This is a genomic window from Staphylococcus sp. HMSC14D10, from assembly GCF_001808125.1.
In the GTDB taxonomy this organism is placed as follows: domain Bacteria; phylum Bacillota; class Bacilli; order Staphylococcales; family Staphylococcaceae; genus Staphylococcus; species Staphylococcus haemolyticus.
Genome location: NZ_KV792264.1, coordinates 1,365 through 20,310 on the forward strand (window position 1 = coordinate 1,365; position 18,946 = coordinate 20,310).

The window sequence follows — 18,946 nt, forward strand, 5'->3', positions numbered from 1 at the left end:
CATTGAAATAAAAGGAGGATTATCTATGAACCATAAAACTACACAATCAGATTGGCGAACGGTTGCTAGTTGCTTAGCATCGCAAAACTATATTTCAATTATAAAAGGACTAGTATATCATTTTACAGCTATTGAAGATGAAGAAATACTTGATAAAATCTATGACGATTTTATGAATGATGACGCTATAACAACGATACTTAATAATGATTTACAGATAATTATTAACCAATACCTATCAAAATGAATATCATACTACTTACAATAAAAATAGAGCATTCTTCATTTTTACGGTGAGGGATGCTCTATTATTTATTTTTTATTGTTACTATTGATATATTTTTTTAATACAAACAAATGTGACAGTTTTATATGTTTCATAGTAAGAGTAATAAATCAGAGATATTAGAAAATAATAAGAAAATGAGAATTAGTATGTAGTGAATTGTTAAAATAGAGTATTCACAGTGAATGATGACTTATTCGTTATTTATATTTATAAAGCAAATATATAAGAAAATTTTGGGAATGGGATTATGAAACTAAGAACATTAGAGTATAATGATTTACTTTTTGTTCATGAATTAAATAATGAATATTCTATTATGTCTTATTGGTTTGAAGAGCCTTATGAATCCTTAATGGAACTTCGACATTTATTTGATAAGCATTTATTAGATGAATCGAAGAGACGTTTTATTGTTGAAGATGAAAATCAAGTCGTAGGTATTGTTGAATTAGTAGAAATTAATTACATCCATTGTAATTGTGAAATACAAATAATTATTAAACCTGAGTTCAGTGGTAAAGGTTATGCAAAATTCACATTCAAAAAAGCGATAATTTATGCATTCGATATTTTAAACATGCACAAGATCTATCTATATGTTGATGCAGATAACAAAAAAGTATTCATATATACGAGTCACAAGGATTTAAAACTGAAGGATTACTCAAAGAGCAATTCTACACTAAAGGTAAATATAAAGATGTCTATTTTATGTCATTATTGAAATCTGAATATATTTTGTAGCATAAAAAATAACTCATATATTCATTTTAGTGTATCAATAGTAAAAAATTACACGCGTTCAAATGTTACCAGTTACTTGTTAAATCAATATACCTCTTTAGAGATTAAAAATAGAATTATTGCTATAATTACAATAATTCTATTTTTTAAATTATTTATATATTTATTGAATTTTTATTTAATTAATAAAACTTTCTTTTATTATAGCTTCAATATTAACATTAGCATTTCTTATTTCAGAATTTTTATATGATTCTGGTATGTTGAAGTCATTAAATTTATTTTTATTTATATTATTAGCTAATGCGATTTCACTATTAGATACTAGAGGTAAAAGAGAGTTATACATATCCATGTAAACACCCCTAGTATTTATATATTTATTGAAATCCTTTATTAATAAATAAAATGGTTTATTTATATGTACTGCATCAAAAATTATTGAAGAGAAATCAGTTACTATTATATCGGAAATCAAAATTAATTCTTGGCTATCTACATTATTATTAACTGTTAATACATTTCTTATACCATTATTCCAGCTCGGTTGTTTATCCATTGGATGCGCTTTATTTATGATTATGTATTCATCATCTAAATTCTTTAATAACTTATTAAAATCAGCTATATAGCTAGTGTCTTTTCTACTTTCAGGAGTAAGATAATTATAATCTCTCCATGTTGGTGCGTATAATATTATTTTTTTATCTAAAGGAATATTATTTTTCAACTTAAAGTTTCTTATTAATTCTTTATTGTTTAAATTTTTTACTAACCATTCATTTCTTGGATACCCAAAATTAATAATTTTTTTCCGGTCTATATCATAAGAGGAAATGAATTTATCTACAGCTTTACTAGAATCTGATAATAAATAATCCCAACGATCAATATCAGACTTTTTATTTGTTTTATGGCTAGGGTTTAAGGAAAGCATTTTAAATTCATTTGAATCAAAAAGCATCCTTTTAAAAGGAGTGCCATGCCATAATTGAATCCAAACCTGTGCCTCTCGCTTTTTGAATGCTAATGGAATCCACGATTCACCAATTATTACTTTACTAGTATATAAGTATTTATAAAATTCATCGCTTCTTGGAGCTATTCTATACTCTTCATTTATGTTTTTATCAAAAGATACTATTTTTAATTGATTTGGTGAAAAATTTTGTTGTAAATAATTAAAAAGATATTTGGAATTTCCTCTATATTGATAATCAAATCCTAACATTAAAATAGTTTCATTATTTATATTTAAATCTAAATATTTCTTTAGCTGTCTACCTCTTTGTTTTTTTCTGTGTTTATGAACTTTTCTTCTAGTATAAAATAATAATGGTTCTAAATAATAATTATTTTTTACTGACTGCTTTAAATTATACTTTTTATCAGCTTTCAAAGATTTTCTGTTTGCATAATGATTCAATAAATTAGTCCTATGTAAGCGAAATATTTTTTGCATTTTTTTCACCTTTAAATCTCTTATCAAGTGTTTATTAAAAGCATAATCATAAAGTGGAATTACATGATTAGGTACAGTAACCATATGTAGATAATCATTTAGAATTTGCATAGTATCATATATAAATTTTTTTCTAATATTTTTTCTTTTAGGTAAACGGTTTTCAGAATACAATAGACATCGATGTAGAAAATATTTTACTACATGATATGGCGTAAAATGATGGCGATAGCCTGTTTCATATAAATTTTTCAATGCTCTTTCTATAGCAATTAAAAATGAATCTCTATGCTTTAAAGTTTTTCCATCAGATTTTGTAGAAGAGTTCTCATGAACTCTGACTTTATATAATATGTTAGAAATCACTGGTACTCGAACTGACCTTAATACACTTTTTACATAAAATTCGAAGTCTTCATATAAATACCCTTCTCCAAATCTGATATCATGATCTATTAAAAACTCTTTTTTATAAAGTTTATTAACCGAAAAATATGTAGTACATGCTAATAATAACTCACAAGTTTCCCTATACAATGCATTTTTTTTATTATATTGTTCTTTATTTATATATTTGGTTTCACCTGTTTCAGGGTAATAATATGCCCACTCAAAAATTGCAAAACTATTATCGGGAACAGCCATCAATCTCCAATAAGCTATTTTCAAAGCATTCTCAACTAAGTAATCATCAGAATCTAAGAATAATATCGATTCTCCTTTAGCAATTTCTATACCAAAATTTCTTCGTGCTCCCTGCCCTTTATTTATCCCATCGTCATATAGCTTATAGTCTATATAGCCATTGCTTGAATTTGAAATAAAACTTTTAATTATATTAATGGAATTGTCTTTCGAACCATCATTAATTATCAAAACTTCAACATTTTTATTAAAATTTTGATTTTCTACTGAGTTTAGTGTATTAATAATGTACTCCTCAGCATTATACACAGGTATAATTACAGTAACTTCATATTTTTTATTCATTAATAATCCCTCAATTTATTTTTTCTTTTTAATATTCTCTTAACAATTGATTTCGATTTTATATTTAAAATTATTTTATTATTTTTATCTTCAATTACAAAAATAGCATCATGAAAAAAGAACTTTATCGGAATAGTTACATTAAATATTTGTCTACTAAAATCATTCACTTTCTTTCCAAAAATCAAATGATTTCTCACTAATTTTAATTTAGGTTTATAAATTTTTCCCTTAAATTTGATATATATATTTGAATCTTCTGATATAAAAAAACTATTATCGGAGAACGAAAAAACAATATTTCTTTTTATAATTGAAATCGAATGTATATAAACATGAATATGATTTATATTTTTTTTCCAAAAATAAGTTGAATTTTTTAATTGATATAAATAGTTTTTATACACTTCTGGAACTGGTTGTAAATCGATGATCTTCTTGTCTATATTTTTAAATACTAATTGTGATTCTTTTTTAAACTCGTCAAATTCTTCATCATTGTGTTCCAACATTTTGTTTTGATTATCGTAATACAAATAGTTTAAATAGTGTTTTGTAATTAAATATTGAACATAATTTATTACATAACCATATTTGTATTTAGATTGGTTAATTAAATACATATAATTATCTTTCAAATGATTTAAGTACCTATTTTTATTCAACCAAGCTTTGTTACTTAAAGAGTTAGGATCATTTCTATCATAAAAATAAATTGAATTTTTTAACATCCCATATTTTTGCTTGTTTAATAAAATTGTATTTATTAATTTTGCATCCTCCCAATAATCTATAGTATTATCAAAGCGATACTTTTCATTTTTTAATAATGTGTTTCTAAATATTACCCCACCTATGTGATATTGAACAAATTGATAATTTTTAAATATATTTATAATATTCCCATTGAATTTGAATTTATCATTCATCGTATGTTCATAAATTTTTCCTTCTTTAAAAATTTTTATAGGTGTAAAAACTATATCAATCTCTTTCTCTTTCTGAAAAAAATTTTTAGCTTCACAAAAAAAGGATTGACTCACCCAATCAGAATCGTCAATGAATGTCACAAATTCATTTTTTTTATTTATTATTTCTATCCCACTATTTCTTGCATCACTTACTCCTACTCCCAAATTATTTATAACTCGAATATTAGGATATTTAGAATAATAATTTAGTTTTTGTATAGTACACTCATTACTATTATCATTAACTAAAATTATTTCATCATTTATGTCTATAAATGAATTTAAAGTTTTATTTATCGTTCTATCAATAGTTTTCCAACTATTATGTACAGGTATAATTACAGAAAACATTTTATTAAAACCTTTCTACTTATTAACAAGAAGATCTTTTAAAATAATTTTGTTGAGCCTATTAAATTCTTCTTTATAAAATTCACTTGAATAATGAACTAAAGAAGCGCCAAAAGGATGTTTGAAATCAGCAATCCAAAAGTCTTCTGTCATATCTATAACCTTTACTCTAGGATAAGATTTTAAGAAATGATTGTTCATTCGCTCCCAAAAATAATTTTGTTGAATTGATAATTTAGGGTCTTTAACATTATGTTTGTTACCTAATTTATCTTTATATGCATAAGCTGACCTACCTTTAACTAAGATTATTTTTTCTAATGGAACTATCTTTGAGATGTTATCCATATATGTATTCAAATCTTCTTTCCATTTAATAAAATATTCTTCATTTTCTACTTGTCTTATAAAATCTATATCCTTCCAACACTTTAATAATTTTGTTTCTCTAAGGTGTAAATTTCCAGACACATAATTATTATCATTAGTTTTTATAAGCGGTTGCGTTGCATCTACAAAAAAGTCAATTATTATATACTGACAATTTACTCTACTTAACTCATTAAAAATATTTTTTTGAAAGTCTCTCTTTACATACTGTAATTGGGAATCTTTTATATATTTTTCACTACTATAATTCAAATTTACAGGAGATGATACAGCTGAAATGACTGAACTATGAAATTGTGTAAAAACAACATCATATATGTCTTTATAATTTGGATTAAAATATTCACCAGAATTAAACATATTCCTTGAATAACAAGATCCTAATACAGCGATACGTATTTTATTACTAGTTCTTTCCTTAACTTTTAATACTAACTCATTTTTATTATTCTCAAATATTTCAATTTCTTTATTTTCAGATGAAAAATTAATTTTAGTATTTATATTTTTTAATTTATTTTCTACGGAATCATTTTCTAAAAATAAATCATAATCAGCATCTAAATCTGGAAGTTTTTCCAATATTATATTTTTATTTATACTATTATCTTTCAAAGAAAATTCAAAAATTTGCGGTACCATTTTATTTGTTTTTTCTTTCATAATAAATTTATTCAATGTGAAATTTTTGTATTTAAAAATTAATTTTTCTTTTGTTTCTGTAATATCATCTAATTTTCCCTGAATTAAGTAATTATTTTTTCGAACTTCAATAGCTAAACTATTACTTTTGGTTTTATAAAATATAAAATTCACTCCATTATTAGTGAATATTTTTTTATCAAAAGAATCATTTACCAATAAGTATTTATCTGAGATTTGATTATTAATTTTATACCTTATAAAAACATCCCAAATATCTAAATTTTCTGAAATTATGTCTAATTTGTTAATTTCTTCTCTTAAATCCCATTTGTCAGTTTTAAGTTGAGTTGATTTAATAACATAAGTATGAAAGTGCCATAATTTTGGTAATGGTCTCTTTTTAATGACTAGGTCTTTATCAAAATCATGTTCATTATCATCAACATCTAAAATTAAATATTCATTAAAATTTTCTGATTGTAACATTGGCGTTATTAATTTTGGTGATACAATGATACTCATTTTTTCATATTCAATTTTTAATATCGTGTTATAAAGGTCATTTGTCTCTATTTTATATTCCCCATATAAATTGTTATCAAATTCTAAATTACTAGAAATTTTCCATTCTTGTTTTCTACTAATTTCTCTATCAAACAGATGTTCTATTGACAGATAATAAATATTTGATTCCTCTAATTCTTTATATTTGTGCAATTTTAAGTCTGTAGAAGGGATAGCAGGGAAACTAAAATTAAAAATTTTCTGCGCATTAAAAATTAATTCTTCTTTATTTGTTGTAAAAAACCATCCCGATTTTTCATTTTTAATAGACTTTACTTTAACTTTGTTCAACCCATCACTCTCCTATATGAATTATCTATAGATGAAACTGATTTAATATAATAATATAATACTACAAAACCCAATTATATGCATATATTATTTTTTGTTTTTTAGTTATTGTATACAAATTGAATTTATTATTTTTTTGATTAATTTTTAAAAAATAAATTGATCATTGTAACTTATGATAAACTTCACTCAAATATAACTACTATCATACATATCAGAAAGTATTATAAGTTTAAAATACTTATATAAAACTAAAAAACCACATCACTTGTGGTACGCTTCTGCGTATCGTTTTATACTGGGGTTTTTATAATAATAATGGTCCTTACATTTTCAAAGACTAAATTCACGTGTAGACATATTGAATGCGTCTTATTAGGATCTAATCTAATCAAACAAAAATTTAAGAGAGAAATCATATCTACAGGTTTTTTAACCAGAAGATTATTTTGATCTATTTCAAAAATTTTCAAACCGTTCTTAAAAGTGTATTTTTATAAAAGTATGATAAAAGAGAAATTTTAGTCGCTTACTTCGTTTCAAGATATTACTGATACAATAAGGTTAAAAAATCGGTACGTTTAACAGAACAAGTGTAGGTATTATAATAAACGTTTTTGATTTTGATGAAAAATAAGCTGTTCAATTTTTGATTGAACAGCTTTACCTAGTTATCCTTACTTTTATTCTTTTACCCTCAAAAGGCGGAGAGCATTCAGTATTACAATAATAGCAGCTCCTGTATCACTTAATACGGCCATTCATAGTGTAAGTATTCCCAAGAATATCAGAACAAATGCCGCCAACTTTATTGTGATGGAAAACCAGGTGCGGTTGGGAAAATCCCCTTCCTGCGATTACCGTTCACAAACGCCCAAAAAGAGCAACTGGCTCTTTTAGCTCTGGGACTGTCTTGGCATAGAGAAGGTAAAACCTTTCCCACTTAAAAGAACGGAAAAAGACGCTCTGTCCTGGCATTATCTTTGGCTCGACGCTTGCCCCCATACGGATATTAATCGTTTCGAAACTTTTAATACAGTCAATTTAACTTTTGAATGTAAACTGGCTGCCTTAAGTCACTGTTTATGATTTTATGCTTCCCATGCTCTTTAATTGCTTATTTGACCGCCCGTATGATAAAAACGGTATGCAAGGCATTGTTTTTACTCATAACATCTTTATTAGATTGCTCTGTTTTTTAGTGTCCAATGTTATGGGAACATTGTAGAATCCACACTTCAAAGTTCATTCATGTCAATCGATTCGTTCATTATTTAGATCTTAATAATCGAAGTCCATTTAGTATAACAACTAAAGTACTTCCTTCATGAACAATTACACTGATTGTAATATCAGTTAATCCTAACAAACTAACGACAACTAAAAAGGCAACAACTGCCATTGAAAAAATAATATTTTGCCTAATAACACGACCCATATTTGAGGAAATTTTATGAGACTGTACTAATTTAGATAAATTGTTCTGCATTAAAACCAAATCAGATACTTCTACTGCCACATCAGTACCGCCCCCCATAGCTATACCAACATCAGCATTAACAAGGGCCGGTGCATCGTTCACACCATCTCCAACCATGGCAGTAACTCCAAATTTTTCTTTTTGTTCTTCTATAATTCTGGATTTATCTTCAGGCATTACATTAGCGATAACTTCGTCTATTCCCAATTGTTCGCCTACAGCTTTTCCCGTCATTTCCGAATCACCAGTAATTAAAGTCGTGTGGATACCAAGTTTCTTAAAGTAATTAATTGTTTCTTTAGCATGCTCATTCGGAATATCCATTAGAGCTATAATCCCAATAACTTCTTCATTTTCTGCTACGTATACAACCGTCTTTCCTTCTGATGCCCAATCATGATTGAACTGGGTATACTCTTCAGAAGCACTTTCAAAAGAAGTAGGCTTACCAATACGATAATTTTTTCCATTATAATCTCCTGTCAGACCTTTTCCAATTTGATTAGTAACTTCGATGTCTATTTTATTTTTAACTTCAAATTTTTCTAAAATAGCATTAGCGAGTGGGTGATTGGATTCCTTTTCAAGGGCGACTATAATATCAATAATATTTTCTTCGTTCACAGAATGAGTGAAATAGTAATTTGTTACTTTAGGTTCTCCGTTCGTAAGGGTTCCTGTTTTATCGAAGGCAATTGCATCTATATCCGCTAATTGTGATAGGTAAGTACTTCCTTTTGAAAGCACGCCTTTTTTAGCTAGGTTAGATGTTGTAGACAATGTTACAGATACAGTAGCTGCTGCCAAAGCACACGGTGAAGCTGCGACTAAAATCACTAATCCCCTGTAAACACTTTGCGACCATGTCCAATCAAATAGAAAAGGAGCAAGTAACATTACTAATGGTATTGCGATTAAAACTATATTAACATATTTAGGCTCGAATTTTTGAATGATACTGGCAGCTTTTGTTTGATTATCTTGGTTTTGACTAACTAATTGTAAAATTTTAGAGAATACAGTATCCTTGTTTTCCTTAGTGACTTCCATAGTAAAAGTACCTGTTCCATTAATCGTACTTCCAAAAACTTCGTCACCCTTAGATTTCTCTTTCGGTATACTTTCTCCATTAATAGAAGATTCATCAATTGAGGTAGTACCGGATAAAATAATCCCATCAATTGGAACTTGATCACCGTTCAGCACTTGGAGTTGATCTCCAACTTTTAATTCACTGACATCAACAATTTTTGTGTTTCCATCAGGTAGGATTAATTTAGCTGTCGTTGGGTTCATTTCGAGTAGCTTAGTAATTTCTCTTTTACTTCTTCCTTCAGCGTAATCTTCAAGAAAATGAGCGCCGGAAAAAATAAGTATCAAAAGGGTTCCTTCCCAAAAACTCCCTATCAGAGAAGCCCCGATTGCAGCTAATCCCATTAGAATATGAGAATTAGGAGTGAATTTTCCCTTTAATTTAGTATTTTCAACTGTCTCTCCAATTCCTTCGAGAATAATTACATGGTAGCCGGCTGTGATTGTGGCAATTGAAAATAAGATGTTTTGTATTAATAAATTTGCATCACTTAAAAAAAGCCCAATTATAGCCAACACTAAGCCAATAAAATATGAAATAATTGGCATTTTTCCGTGATCATGATCATGACTATGATCGTGGCTATGACTTTCGTGTGCTTGTTGCTCTTGAATATTTTTCATTTCTATCACCTTTCTAAATAAATATGATATATCGGGTTCCAATATATTCGCAGTAAGCTTTACTAAACCAGGACGTTAATTGACCACATCCAAACTTTTTGTATCCAATAATACATCCTATGAATTTATCAACCGTATTCACTAACCCTCTCTGCTACACCCATCTCACTTTCCTTCGAGATATCATACAACGCTTTCCATTCTGTTTTTTTGTTTTCCATATCCATTGCAAAACCCCCTTTTCATATGCCTATAATATTGTTATATGATCATATAACAATATTAATGACGTGAATTATTATTAACACTCATTACTGGTTTACGGAATACTAGTGATGACAGGCGTGATCGATCGCCTGTTTTAGCATATTCATAGTATGTTCATCATCATGGGAATAAAACAATGTTGTGCCTTCCCTTCGGAATTTTACTAACCGTAAATTTTTCAAGAACCGCAATTGATGGGAAACTGTTGATTGTCTAAGATGTAGCGTTTCAGCAATACCGTTTACCGAATACTCCTTATAAAAGAGCAAATGGAGAATCCGGATTCTCGTAGGATCACCTAACGCTTTAAATGTTTGCGATACGACAAATAATGTTTCATCATCTAAATCCTTATTATTTACTTCCTCTAATTCCTTTTTTTCTTCCATTATCCTTCCCTCACTTTAGGTTTCAATTCAAAACCTTATATATAATAATCACTATTTATCTACATATATTAATATATGTTCATATATATGATATAACCATCTGAATAAAAAATCAAATAATATTTAATATGAATTCATATATTTTGTTTTGATTTTTTAGAGTAAAATAAACAAAGCCTTTTTAAGAATAGTGGGATGAGTGCAGTATGGATGATCGGTCGTTAGCTTCCGCACTTGTAATTGGTGTTGGCGGTGGACTCGCTTGGATAATGGAAGGTTTTCAAAGTGGTCATGGCTTTATTTATTCATTATGTGCAGGCCTTATAATTGGCTTATTATTTTTTGAAATGATTCCGGAAAGTATTGAATTAGGCGGGTGGGTAATTTTACTCGGTGGAATAGCAATAGGCTTAGTATTATTCCAATCCATTCATCTATTAATGGATAAAATTACAATTATCACTAATAGTCATCAAAAAGATATTTTCGTTCGATCGGGGGTACTTTTAATTATCAGTATAGCAATTCATAATTTCCCTGTTGGCAATATTCCTTTATTTGTGTAATTTGACCATTAATACTAAATTTATCAATGTCTTGAGAAATTATTGAAACTCTAACATAACATCCTACAGATTTTCTTTTCATTTCTTTCATATTTTTCATCCTTTCATTAATTAAGCAATCGATGATTGCGTAGCTTGGTTTACAATGTTTAGCGGTTCATTTTTGAAATAGATTCCCACAAGGCTTTTGTTTTTAGAAATATGAATTTCATCAATATATCGGTATAACATGCTTAACGTGAAGTGTTGTTGAATTACATTTTCAAAAGACTTTTGAATTTGTTGCTCATTTATTGATAGTGTTGGTTTTGATTGTTGAAGTAACGATTGAGATTGTTTTCTGAACGTTTCTGCATCGATGGCTCCTTTAGCTAATTTATCTATCAATTGTTCTTGTGTAAGTGTGCTCCTAGTTTCTAGGGCCCTTTGTTTTTTGATCCGTTTTTGAATTACATCATTGGTTTAAAGATAAATTGAAGGATGAAACAAATAATACTGGTATTCGTATGTTTGAGCGCTATGCGGCTATCACTACTTCGGCCAAGATTCTTAGTCATGTTTTATCTACAGATATTGATATCACTAAAATAAAAGATTACTTTATTGATTATCATACTCATACAGTCTCTGAACGATCACTGGCAGATAAAGCGATTGAAGTCGTTACGCAATTTGTAGCACAAAATCGTGGTAAGTTTTCTGATGACACAGCGTTAAAGAATATGATTGAGAATTATGGACTAATTGCCTTAAAAGATGATTATATCGAAGTCAAAATCATTGCGACTGTATTTAAAGATATGCTGAAAGAACAGCACTTTCAGGATGTCAACAATGTCGTGAATGCACTAAGAGATAAAGGTTTTATTGAATCTGACCGTGATCGAATTACGACAAAACGAACAGTTAAAGATGACTATGGTAAGAAACAGTCACTTGTCTTTTACCATTTAAAACTAGATTCAGAATATGCATCTATTTTTGGTCTAACTAAAGATGCTGAACCTATTAAAGCTAAAATTAACTTGGATAACAAAAAGATGCTTGAATCATGGAAAAAACAGAATGATGATTTAATTGATTTTTAATAACTTAAAGATGCAATCGTACAGGAGTAGATAAAATGGATGAATTGATTGAATTACTAGCTGATTTAGTTATTGAAGAGTTACAGAACGATAATTAATCATTGCGGTCCAACGTGCTTTTAACACGTTGGACCTTTCATTCTAATTCATTCATAAACATATATTATCTCTATGGAGGTGTATAACATGGAAGAAGCCGTTGCTTACGTACGTCAAAGTACACTAAAACAACAAAGTTTAGCGACTCAGAAATCTCTCATTTTGAATACTGCTAAGCAATATGGATGGCCTAATGTGACGTTTTATGATGATAAGAGAAGCGGTCGAAATACGAAACGGTCGGGTTATCAAAAGATGGTAGAAATGATTACGTCCGGAAAATGTAAAGTATTGTGTTGCTATCGCTTGAACCGACTACATCGTAATTTGAAAAATGCCATACAATTCTTTGAAATTTGTAAAAAGCATCACGTCACAATCATCAGTGTTAACGATGGATATTTTGATTTGTCTAAAGAGTTTGATTGCTTTCGCTTGAACATACTTATGAGTCTAGCGGAAATGGAATCAAACAATATCAGTGAACAGACACGAAATGGGATAAGAGAAAAAGCCAAACAAGGTAAGCTAATCACAACTCATGCACCTTTTGGCTATCGTTATAGACAAGGTCATTTTGTTGTACATGAAGAAGAAGCGTATACAGTCAAAGCTGTCTATCGCTGGTACTTACAAGGTCTAGGCTACAAAAAAATTTCCCAACATTTAGATAACAATCCTAAGCTTACTCCACGTAAGCCCTATCAAGTTAGAAATATTCTCTTGAACCCTAACTATTGCGGTCGTGTCATCAATAAGTATGGAACATTTAATGATTTAGTACCTTCTATTGTCGACATTGATACCTTTGAACAAGCACAGCAACGTCGCTTGAATAAACATCATAAACAACACATTTCTGAAAACAAATTAAAGAAGCTACTTAAATGTCCTTACTGTCAATCAACATTAACAAACTTAACAATAAAAAAAGAACATCATTCTCTACGTTACTATGTCTGTCCTAAAAATATGAATGAAGCTTATCATACGTGTCCATTTAAAGGTATCAATGCGCAAATGATTGAAACAGAGGTCCTCAACACTTGTAAAGCATATTGTAACAATCAGTCATTTCATGACAAATTAAATGAGACAATACTAAAAGCTCTAAAACGCCAACAAATGAAACACAGACAATCACATCTAACACAAGAACAACTCATCGAAAAGCTAGCACAAAATCAAATTGATATCGAGACGTTTAAACATTTATCTGCTGGCTCTGAAAGTGAAGAACGTTACTCTAATTATTCACATAAACAAATTACCAAAACAATCCGTCATATAATCAAAGATAAATTGACATTAGAAACCATAGCACCTTTTATCGATTGCATCAACATAACTCAAACTAAACAATTACAAGGAATCTACTTTAAAAATAGTCCACTCAATATCGTTGAACAATCACACTTAATAATATCTGAAAGGAATGAAGTCGTATGAAACAACTCAAAAAGAAACGTATTGGATTATATGCACGTGTATCAACTGAAATGCAAACGGATGGTTACAGTATTCATGGTCAATTAAATCAACTTACAGAGTATTGTCAATTTCAAGGTTATGAAGTCGTTGATGAATATACCGATCGTGGTATATCAGGTAAAACAACACAACGTCCTGAATTACAACGTATGTTAAAAGATGCTAAAGAAGGAAAATTAGATGGTATTATGGTATATAATACTACTCGTTTAGCTAGAAATACCTCAGATTTATTAAATATTGTCGAAGAATTGTATGAGATTAATGTTGAATTTTTTAGTCTAACTGAAAAAATAGAAATTGCGAGCTCCACAGGTAAGTTGATGCTCCAAATCTTAGCGAGCTTCGCAGAATTTGAAAGAAACGTTATTGTAGAAAACGTGTTTAATGGTCAAAGACAACGTGCCATTGAAGGTTATTACCAAGGTAATTTGCCTCTAGGCTATGATAAAGTACCTGACAGTAAAAAAGAACTCATGATCAATCAACATGAAGCGAATATTGTTAAATATATTTTTGAGTCATACGCTAAAGGTCATGGTTATCGTAAGATTGCAAACGCATTGAATCATAAAGGTTATGTGACTAAGAAAGGTAAACCGTTTAGTATTTCGTCCATTACCTACATCATCTCAAACCCTTTTTACATTGGAAAGATACAATTTGCGAAATATAGACACTGGAGCGATAAGAGACGAAAAGGACTCAATGAGGAACCTATTATCGCTGACGGTAAGCATGCACCTATTATTGATAGAAACTTATGGGATAAAGTACAGTTTAAACGCCAGGAGAGTCGCAAGAAACCACAAGTCCATGGTAAAGGGACAAACCTACTGACTGGCATTGTAAAATGTCCAAAATGTGGTGCAGCAATGGCCGCAAGTAATACAACCAATACTTTAAAAGATGGCACTAAGAAAAGAATCAGATATTATTCATGTAGTAATTTTAGAAACAAAGGTTCTAAAGTTTGTTCAGCCAATAGTGTTAGAGCAGATGTACTAGAAAAATATGTTATGGACCAGATATTGGAAATTATCAAAAGTAAAAAGGTATTGAAGCAATTGGTTGAAAAGGTAAATGAAAAAAGTCAAATAGACGTCTCTTCTTTAAACCATGATATTGCCTATAAACAGTCACAATGTGAAGAAATAAAAGCCAAAATGCATACACTAACGAAAACCATCGAAGACTCACCTGACTTAGATAACGTATTGAAACCAACAATACTTAGCTATCAAGATGAATTGAATCAACTTAGAGATCAAATCAATCAACTAGAACAAGATAAACAAGCGGAAGCTCCACATTATGATGCTGATATGATTGCCAACATACTACAAACAGTATTCAAAGACATTAATAAATTAAAGAAATCGCAGTTGAAATCACTATATCTAACAGTCATCGATCGCATTGACATAAGAAAAGATGAGCATCATAAGAAGCAATTTTACGTTACGCTCAAATTGAATAATGATATTATCAAACAACTATTTAATAACCATCCACACGACGAAGTGCTTCTTAGCACTTCGTCTTTATTTTTGTCCCAAACACTATATCTTATTATTTAGTAAATAAAGTGAGTATAATTATCTTTTAATAGAATAAAAAATAAAACCCTTCAAGAAAACGTTTACACAAAAATGTATATATGTTATTATCTCTTTGAATGAAACAAACAAATGTTTTGTTTATGAACTATTGTTTCTTTAAAAGGAGGTGCTATTTTGAAAAATAAAGAGCAATTTATTTTAAACGAAATTAAAAAAAATCCTTTTATTACTCAACAAGAGTTAGCAGAACGTATTGGTTTATCAAGGCCAGCCACAGCTAATATAATATCTGGTTTAATAAAAAAGAAATATATATTAGGAAAAGCATACATTGTTAATGAGGAAGATTCCATAATCTGTATTGGAGCTGCTAATGTTGATAGAAAGTTTTATTGTGATACTGATCTACAATCTATGACTTCCAATCCAGTAAAATCAACAAAATCGATTGGAGGCGTAGCAAGAAATATTGCTGAAAACTTAGGGAGACTTGGTGAAAATGTTACATTTTTAACAGCAGCTGGAAATGATAGCGAATGGAGTTTGATTAAAAAACTATCTGAGCCTTTTATGAATACAAATTATATTCAACCTATAGAAAATGCAAGTACAGGATCATATACAGCTATTATAGATAAAAAAGGTGATATGCAGTATGGTTTTGCAGATATGAATATTTACGAGGAAATTACACCTGAATTTCTGTCAAAGCAGTCATCTATCTTATTAAAAGCTAAATGTTTAGTAATAGATTTAAATTTACCCAAAAAATCTATTGAGTACCTCACTTCATTCGCAGAAAAAAACAATATTAAGTTAGTAATTGTACCAGTATCTTCACCTAAAATGATACATATGCCTAATTCACTACATTCAATTGATTGGTTAATTATTAATCGCGATGAAACCGAAACTTTTTTAAAAATGAAAATTGATAGTAATGATGACATGAGTATTGCTGCTGAGAAATTAATTAATCTTGGTGTGTCTAACGTCATTATTACAAATGGACTAAAACCACTCATTTTCAAAGATAATAGTTCAGAATCATTTCACTCAGTAATTTCATCTAAAAATGTAGTTGATGTAACTGGTGCTGGTGATTCATTTACTAGCGCAGTAATATATAGTTGGCTAAAAAATTATACTAATGAAGACATTATTAACCTAGCTTTGTTAAACTCGAAGAAAACTGTTGAAACTAATTACACTGTTAGACAAAATTTAGATCAAAAACAATTAGAAATTGAATTGGAGGAATTTAAAAATGAAAAAATTTCTTGAATTTTCTACAGAAGTTGAAGAAGCCAAAAAAAACAATAGTCCCATAGTAGCTTTAGAATCTACAATAATCTCTCATGGTATGCCCTACCCACAAAACATTGAAATGGCAAAAAAAGTTGAACAAATAATACGAGACAATGGCGCCACACCTGCTACTATTGCCATAATGGATGGGAAAATAAAAATTGGTTTAAACGAAAATGACTTGGAGACTCTAGCAAATAGTCCTAATGTCGCTAAAGTATCTCGTCGCGACTTAGCAGAAATAGTTGCTACTAAAAAAATTGGGGCTACAACTGTTGCTTCTACTATGATTTGTTCAGAATTAGCTGGGATACCATTTTTTGTCACTGGTGGAATTGGTGGTGTTCATAAGGGCGTAGAAACTAGTATGGATATTTCAGCAGATTTAGAAGAACTAGCGCATACAAATGTTACAGTTATATGCGCAGGAGCAAAATCTATTTTAGACTTGCCTAAAACGCTTGAATACTTAGAAACTAAAGGTGTTCCGGTAATTGGATATCAAACAACTGAACTACCTGCTTTTTTCACTAGAGAAAGCGGTTTAAAACTAAATAGTTCAGTTGAGGAACCTACAGAAATAGCTGAAATTTTCAAGACCAAAATGGAGTTAAATTTACATGGTGGAATGGTCATTGCAAATCCTGTTCCTAAAGAACATGAACTTTCTAAAGATTATATTGACACTATAATTGAAGAAGCTGTTAAAGATTCTATTGCCAATGGAATTAGTGGAAAAGACTCTACGCCTTTCCTTCTTAAAACAATCGTTGAAAAAACAGATGGCAAAAGCTTAGAAACAAATATTAAGTTGGTAGAAAATAACGCTGTTTTAGGAGCTAAAATAGCTGTAGCTTTCAGCAAAATGTAGGTGCTTGACTATGTCAATAATCTTCACATTTTTAGGAATAGTTTTTGCTTTATTAGTTGCATATATTTTTAGTTTTAATAGAAAAGCTATAGATATAAAAAAACCAATGATTATGATAGTAATACAAATTGTTCTTGTTTTATTTATGATGAATACATCAATAGGTCTTAATTTATTAACCGCAATGAGTACATTTTTTGAAGGTTTAATGAATATTAGTAAAGAAGGTATTGAATTCGTTTTTGGAGATTTACAAAATAAAAACGGCTATAACTTCTTTCTAAATGTATTACTACCTTTAGTTTTTATTTCAGTTTTAATTGGTATGTTAAACTATTTTAAAATTTTACCTTTTCTAATTAAAATTATAGGTTGGATAATTAATAAAATAACTCATATGGGGCAACTTGAAAGCTATATCGCAATATCTACTTCTATGTTAGGTCAACCAGAGGTTTATTTAACAGTTAAAAATATTATTCCAAGCTTGTCAAAAGAAAAGTTATATACTATCGCTACTTCAGGTATGAGTGCTGTCAGTATGGCTATGTTAGGCTCATATATGCAAATGATCGATCCTAAATATGTAGTTACTGCAGTTGTTTTAAATATTTTCAGTGCTTTGATAATTGCTAGCGTCATTAATCCTTACAAAAATGATAATAAAGAAATAGAAGCTGAATCAGAAAAAAATGTTAAAAAAACAACTTTCTTTCAAATGATTGGTGAAAGTGCTATTGATGGCTTCAGAATTGCTATTACTGTAGCAATAATGTTGTTAGCTTTTATATCTTTAATGAAAGGAATTACTATTGTATTTGATTTAGTCGGTCTAGATTTTAAAAAATTGATTGGTTACATATTTGCTCCTATCGCTTTCATTATGGGTATTCCATGGAGTGAAGCTATACGTGCTGGATCAATTATGGCAACAAAGTTAATTACAAATGAGTTCGTAGCAATGTTAGATTTTCAAAAAATTGCCTCTTCTCTATCTCCAAAGACTCAAGGTATAATATCTGTTTATCTTGTAAGCTTTGCTAACTTTGGTACTGTTGGAATTATGGTAGGAGCTATTAAAGGTATTGATAGTAAACAGGGAAATAAAGTAGCTTCTTTTGCCCTAAGATTATTATTAGGTGCAACATTAGCATCAATTATTTCAGCAAGTATTATTGGCTTAGTTTTATAAATAATAAATTTTTAAGTAAAAAGTCTTCACTAAAATTTAATAGTGAAGACTTTTTATTATAGAAAGTTCTTTATTTTCTTCTTCTGATTACTTTTTCTAACTATTTATAAGAATTCTCTTTATCAATTTCAATAACACTTATCTAATATGGTAGCAAATAGCATTATCTATCTACTACTACACGACGCTTATATTGAAATTGCTAAAGAACATCCCACAA

The 18,946-nt window shown here is 29.1% G+C and carries 12 protein-coding genes and 3 pseudogenes; 9 read left to right on the top strand and 6 right to left on the bottom strand.

Going from position 1 to position 18,946, the window contains the following annotated elements:
* Positions 1 to 25: 25 nt before the first annotated feature.
* The gene (locus HMPREF3134_RS08780; RefSeq protein ID WP_049426585.1) at positions 26 to 247 is read left to right on the top strand and encodes a hypothetical protein; all 222 of its coding nucleotides are present in this window, start codon (positions 26 to 28) and stop codon (positions 245 to 247) included.
* A gap of 289 nt (positions 248 to 536) precedes the next feature.
* Positions 537 to 1,033 (top strand): annotated as a pseudogene (locus tag HMPREF3134_RS08785) (GNAT family N-acetyltransferase).
* Between the two features lie 178 nt (positions 1,034 to 1,211).
* On the opposite strand, the gene HMPREF3134_RS08790 reads toward HMPREF3134_RS08785, so the two are convergent.
* From HMPREF3134_RS08790 to HMPREF3134_RS08810, 5 genes are all read right to left on the bottom strand, one after another.
* Positions 1,212 to 3,485, bottom strand: a complete 2,274-nt coding sequence (locus tag HMPREF3134_RS08790; protein WP_049426584.1) for a bifunctional glycosyltransferase/CDP-glycerol:glycerophosphate glycerophosphotransferase — start codon at positions 3,483 to 3,485, stop codon at positions 1,212 to 1,214.
* On the bottom strand, positions 3,485 to 4,807 hold the full coding sequence (locus HMPREF3134_RS08795; protein ID WP_070442247.1) for a glycosyltransferase family 2 protein: 1,323 nt from the start codon (positions 4,805 to 4,807) through the stop codon (positions 3,485 to 3,487). The genes HMPREF3134_RS08790 and HMPREF3134_RS08795 overlap by 1 nt, the downstream gene beginning before the upstream one ends.
* Before the next feature lie 15 nt (positions 4,808 to 4,822).
* Complete coding sequence (locus tag HMPREF3134_RS08800) at positions 4,823 to 6,697, bottom strand: DUF6270 domain-containing protein (RefSeq protein ID WP_049426582.1); 1,875 nt, start codon at positions 6,695 to 6,697, stop codon at positions 4,823 to 4,825.
* A gap of 1,270 nt (positions 6,698 to 7,967) precedes the next feature.
* The gene (locus tag HMPREF3134_RS08805) at positions 7,968 to 9,893 is read right to left on the bottom strand and encodes a heavy metal translocating P-type ATPase (protein ID WP_017175150.1); all 1,926 of its coding nucleotides are present in this window, start codon (positions 9,891 to 9,893) and stop codon (positions 7,968 to 7,970) included.
* Positions 9,894 to 10,222: 329 nt separating this feature from the next.
* Positions 10,223 to 10,549, bottom strand: a complete 327-nt coding sequence (locus tag HMPREF3134_RS08810) for an ArsR/SmtB family transcription factor (RefSeq protein ID WP_000391495.1) — start codon at positions 10,547 to 10,549, stop codon at positions 10,223 to 10,225.
* Between the two features lie 206 nt (positions 10,550 to 10,755).
* Here HMPREF3134_RS08810 and HMPREF3134_RS08815 point away from each other — a divergent pair, with 206 nt between their 5' ends.
* Complete coding sequence (locus tag HMPREF3134_RS08815; RefSeq protein WP_070442250.1) at positions 10,756 to 11,115, top strand: ZIP family metal transporter; 360 nt, start codon at positions 10,756 to 10,758, stop codon at positions 11,113 to 11,115.
* 111 nt (positions 11,116 to 11,226) lie between these two features.
* Here HMPREF3134_RS08815 and HMPREF3134_RS08820 read toward each other — a convergent pair.
* Positions 11,227 to 11,565: pseudogene (locus HMPREF3134_RS08820) on the bottom strand (recombinase family protein); the annotation flags it as partial.
* An 8-nt stretch (positions 11,566 to 11,573) separates the two neighbouring features.
* On the opposite strand from HMPREF3134_RS08820, the pseudogene HMPREF3134_RS08825 reads away from it, so the two are divergent.
* The 6 genes and pseudogenes from HMPREF3134_RS08825 to HMPREF3134_RS08850 all read left to right on the top strand — a co-directional run.
* Positions 11,574 to 12,203, top strand: a pseudogene (locus HMPREF3134_RS08825) (hypothetical protein); the annotation flags it as partial.
* Positions 12,204 to 12,389: 186 nt separating this feature from the next.
* Positions 12,390 to 13,751, top strand: coding sequence for a cassette chromosome recombinase CcrA (gene ccrA, locus HMPREF3134_RS08830; protein WP_070442253.1), 1,362 nt, complete (start codon positions 12,390 to 12,392; stop codon positions 13,749 to 13,751).
* On the top strand, positions 13,748 to 15,373 hold the full coding sequence (gene ccrB / locus HMPREF3134_RS08835) for a cassette chromosome recombinase CcrB (protein WP_070442255.1): 1,626 nt from the start codon (positions 13,748 to 13,750) through the stop codon (positions 15,371 to 15,373). Before ccrA ends, ccrB begins: the two co-directional genes overlap by 4 nt.
* Positions 15,374 to 15,529: 156 nt before the next feature.
* Positions 15,530 to 16,639 (top strand): carbohydrate kinase, encoded by a 1,110-nt coding sequence (locus tag HMPREF3134_RS08840; protein ID WP_048667849.1) that lies wholly within the window; start codon positions 15,530 to 15,532, stop codon positions 16,637 to 16,639.
* Positions 16,623 to 17,534, top strand: a complete 912-nt coding sequence (locus tag HMPREF3134_RS08845) for a pseudouridine-5'-phosphate glycosidase (RefSeq protein ID WP_049395052.1) — start codon at positions 16,623 to 16,625, stop codon at positions 17,532 to 17,534. The genes HMPREF3134_RS08840 and HMPREF3134_RS08845 overlap by 17 nt, the downstream gene beginning before the upstream one ends.
* A gap of 10 nt (positions 17,535 to 17,544) precedes the next feature.
* Positions 17,545 to 18,726 (top strand): NupC/NupG family nucleoside CNT transporter, encoded by a 1,182-nt coding sequence (locus tag HMPREF3134_RS08850; RefSeq protein ID WP_066031985.1) that lies wholly within the window; start codon positions 17,545 to 17,547, stop codon positions 18,724 to 18,726.
* The last annotated feature ends 220 nt before the right edge of the window (positions 18,727 to 18,946 follow it).

Excerpts from the sequence above, each read along its gene's own strand:
- HMPREF3134_RS08780 (WP_049426585.1), top strand. The coding sequence starts at position 26 with ATGAACCATAAAACTACACAATCAGATTGGCGAACGGTTGCTAGTTGC.
- HMPREF3134_RS08790 (WP_049426584.1), bottom strand. The coding sequence starts at position 3,485 with ATGAATAAAAAATATGAAGTTACTGTAATTATACCTGTGTATAATGCT.
- HMPREF3134_RS08795 (WP_070442247.1), bottom strand. The coding sequence starts at position 4,807 with ATGTTTTCTGTAATTATACCTGTACATAATAGTTGGAAAACTATTGAT.
- HMPREF3134_RS08805 (WP_017175150.1), bottom strand. The coding sequence starts at position 9,893 with ATGAAAAATATTCAAGAGCAACAAGCACACGAAAGTCATAGCCACGAT.
- HMPREF3134_RS08810 (WP_000391495.1), bottom strand. The coding sequence starts at position 10,549 with ATGGAAGAAAAAAAGGAATTAGAGGAAGTAAATAATAAGGATTTAGAT.
- HMPREF3134_RS08815 (WP_070442250.1), top strand. The coding sequence starts at position 10,756 with ATGGATGATCGGTCGTTAGCTTCCGCACTTGTAATTGGTGTTGGCGGT.
- ccrA (WP_070442253.1), top strand. The coding sequence starts at position 12,390 with ATGGAAGAAGCCGTTGCTTACGTACGTCAAAGTACACTAAAACAACAA.
- ccrB (WP_070442255.1), top strand. The coding sequence starts at position 13,748 with ATGAAACAACTCAAAAAGAAACGTATTGGATTATATGCACGTGTATCA.
- HMPREF3134_RS08845 (WP_049395052.1), top strand. The coding sequence starts at position 16,623 with ATGAAAAAATTTCTTGAATTTTCTACAGAAGTTGAAGAAGCCAAAAAA.
- HMPREF3134_RS08850 (WP_066031985.1), top strand. The coding sequence starts at position 17,545 with ATGTCAATAATCTTCACATTTTTAGGAATAGTTTTTGCTTTATTAGTT.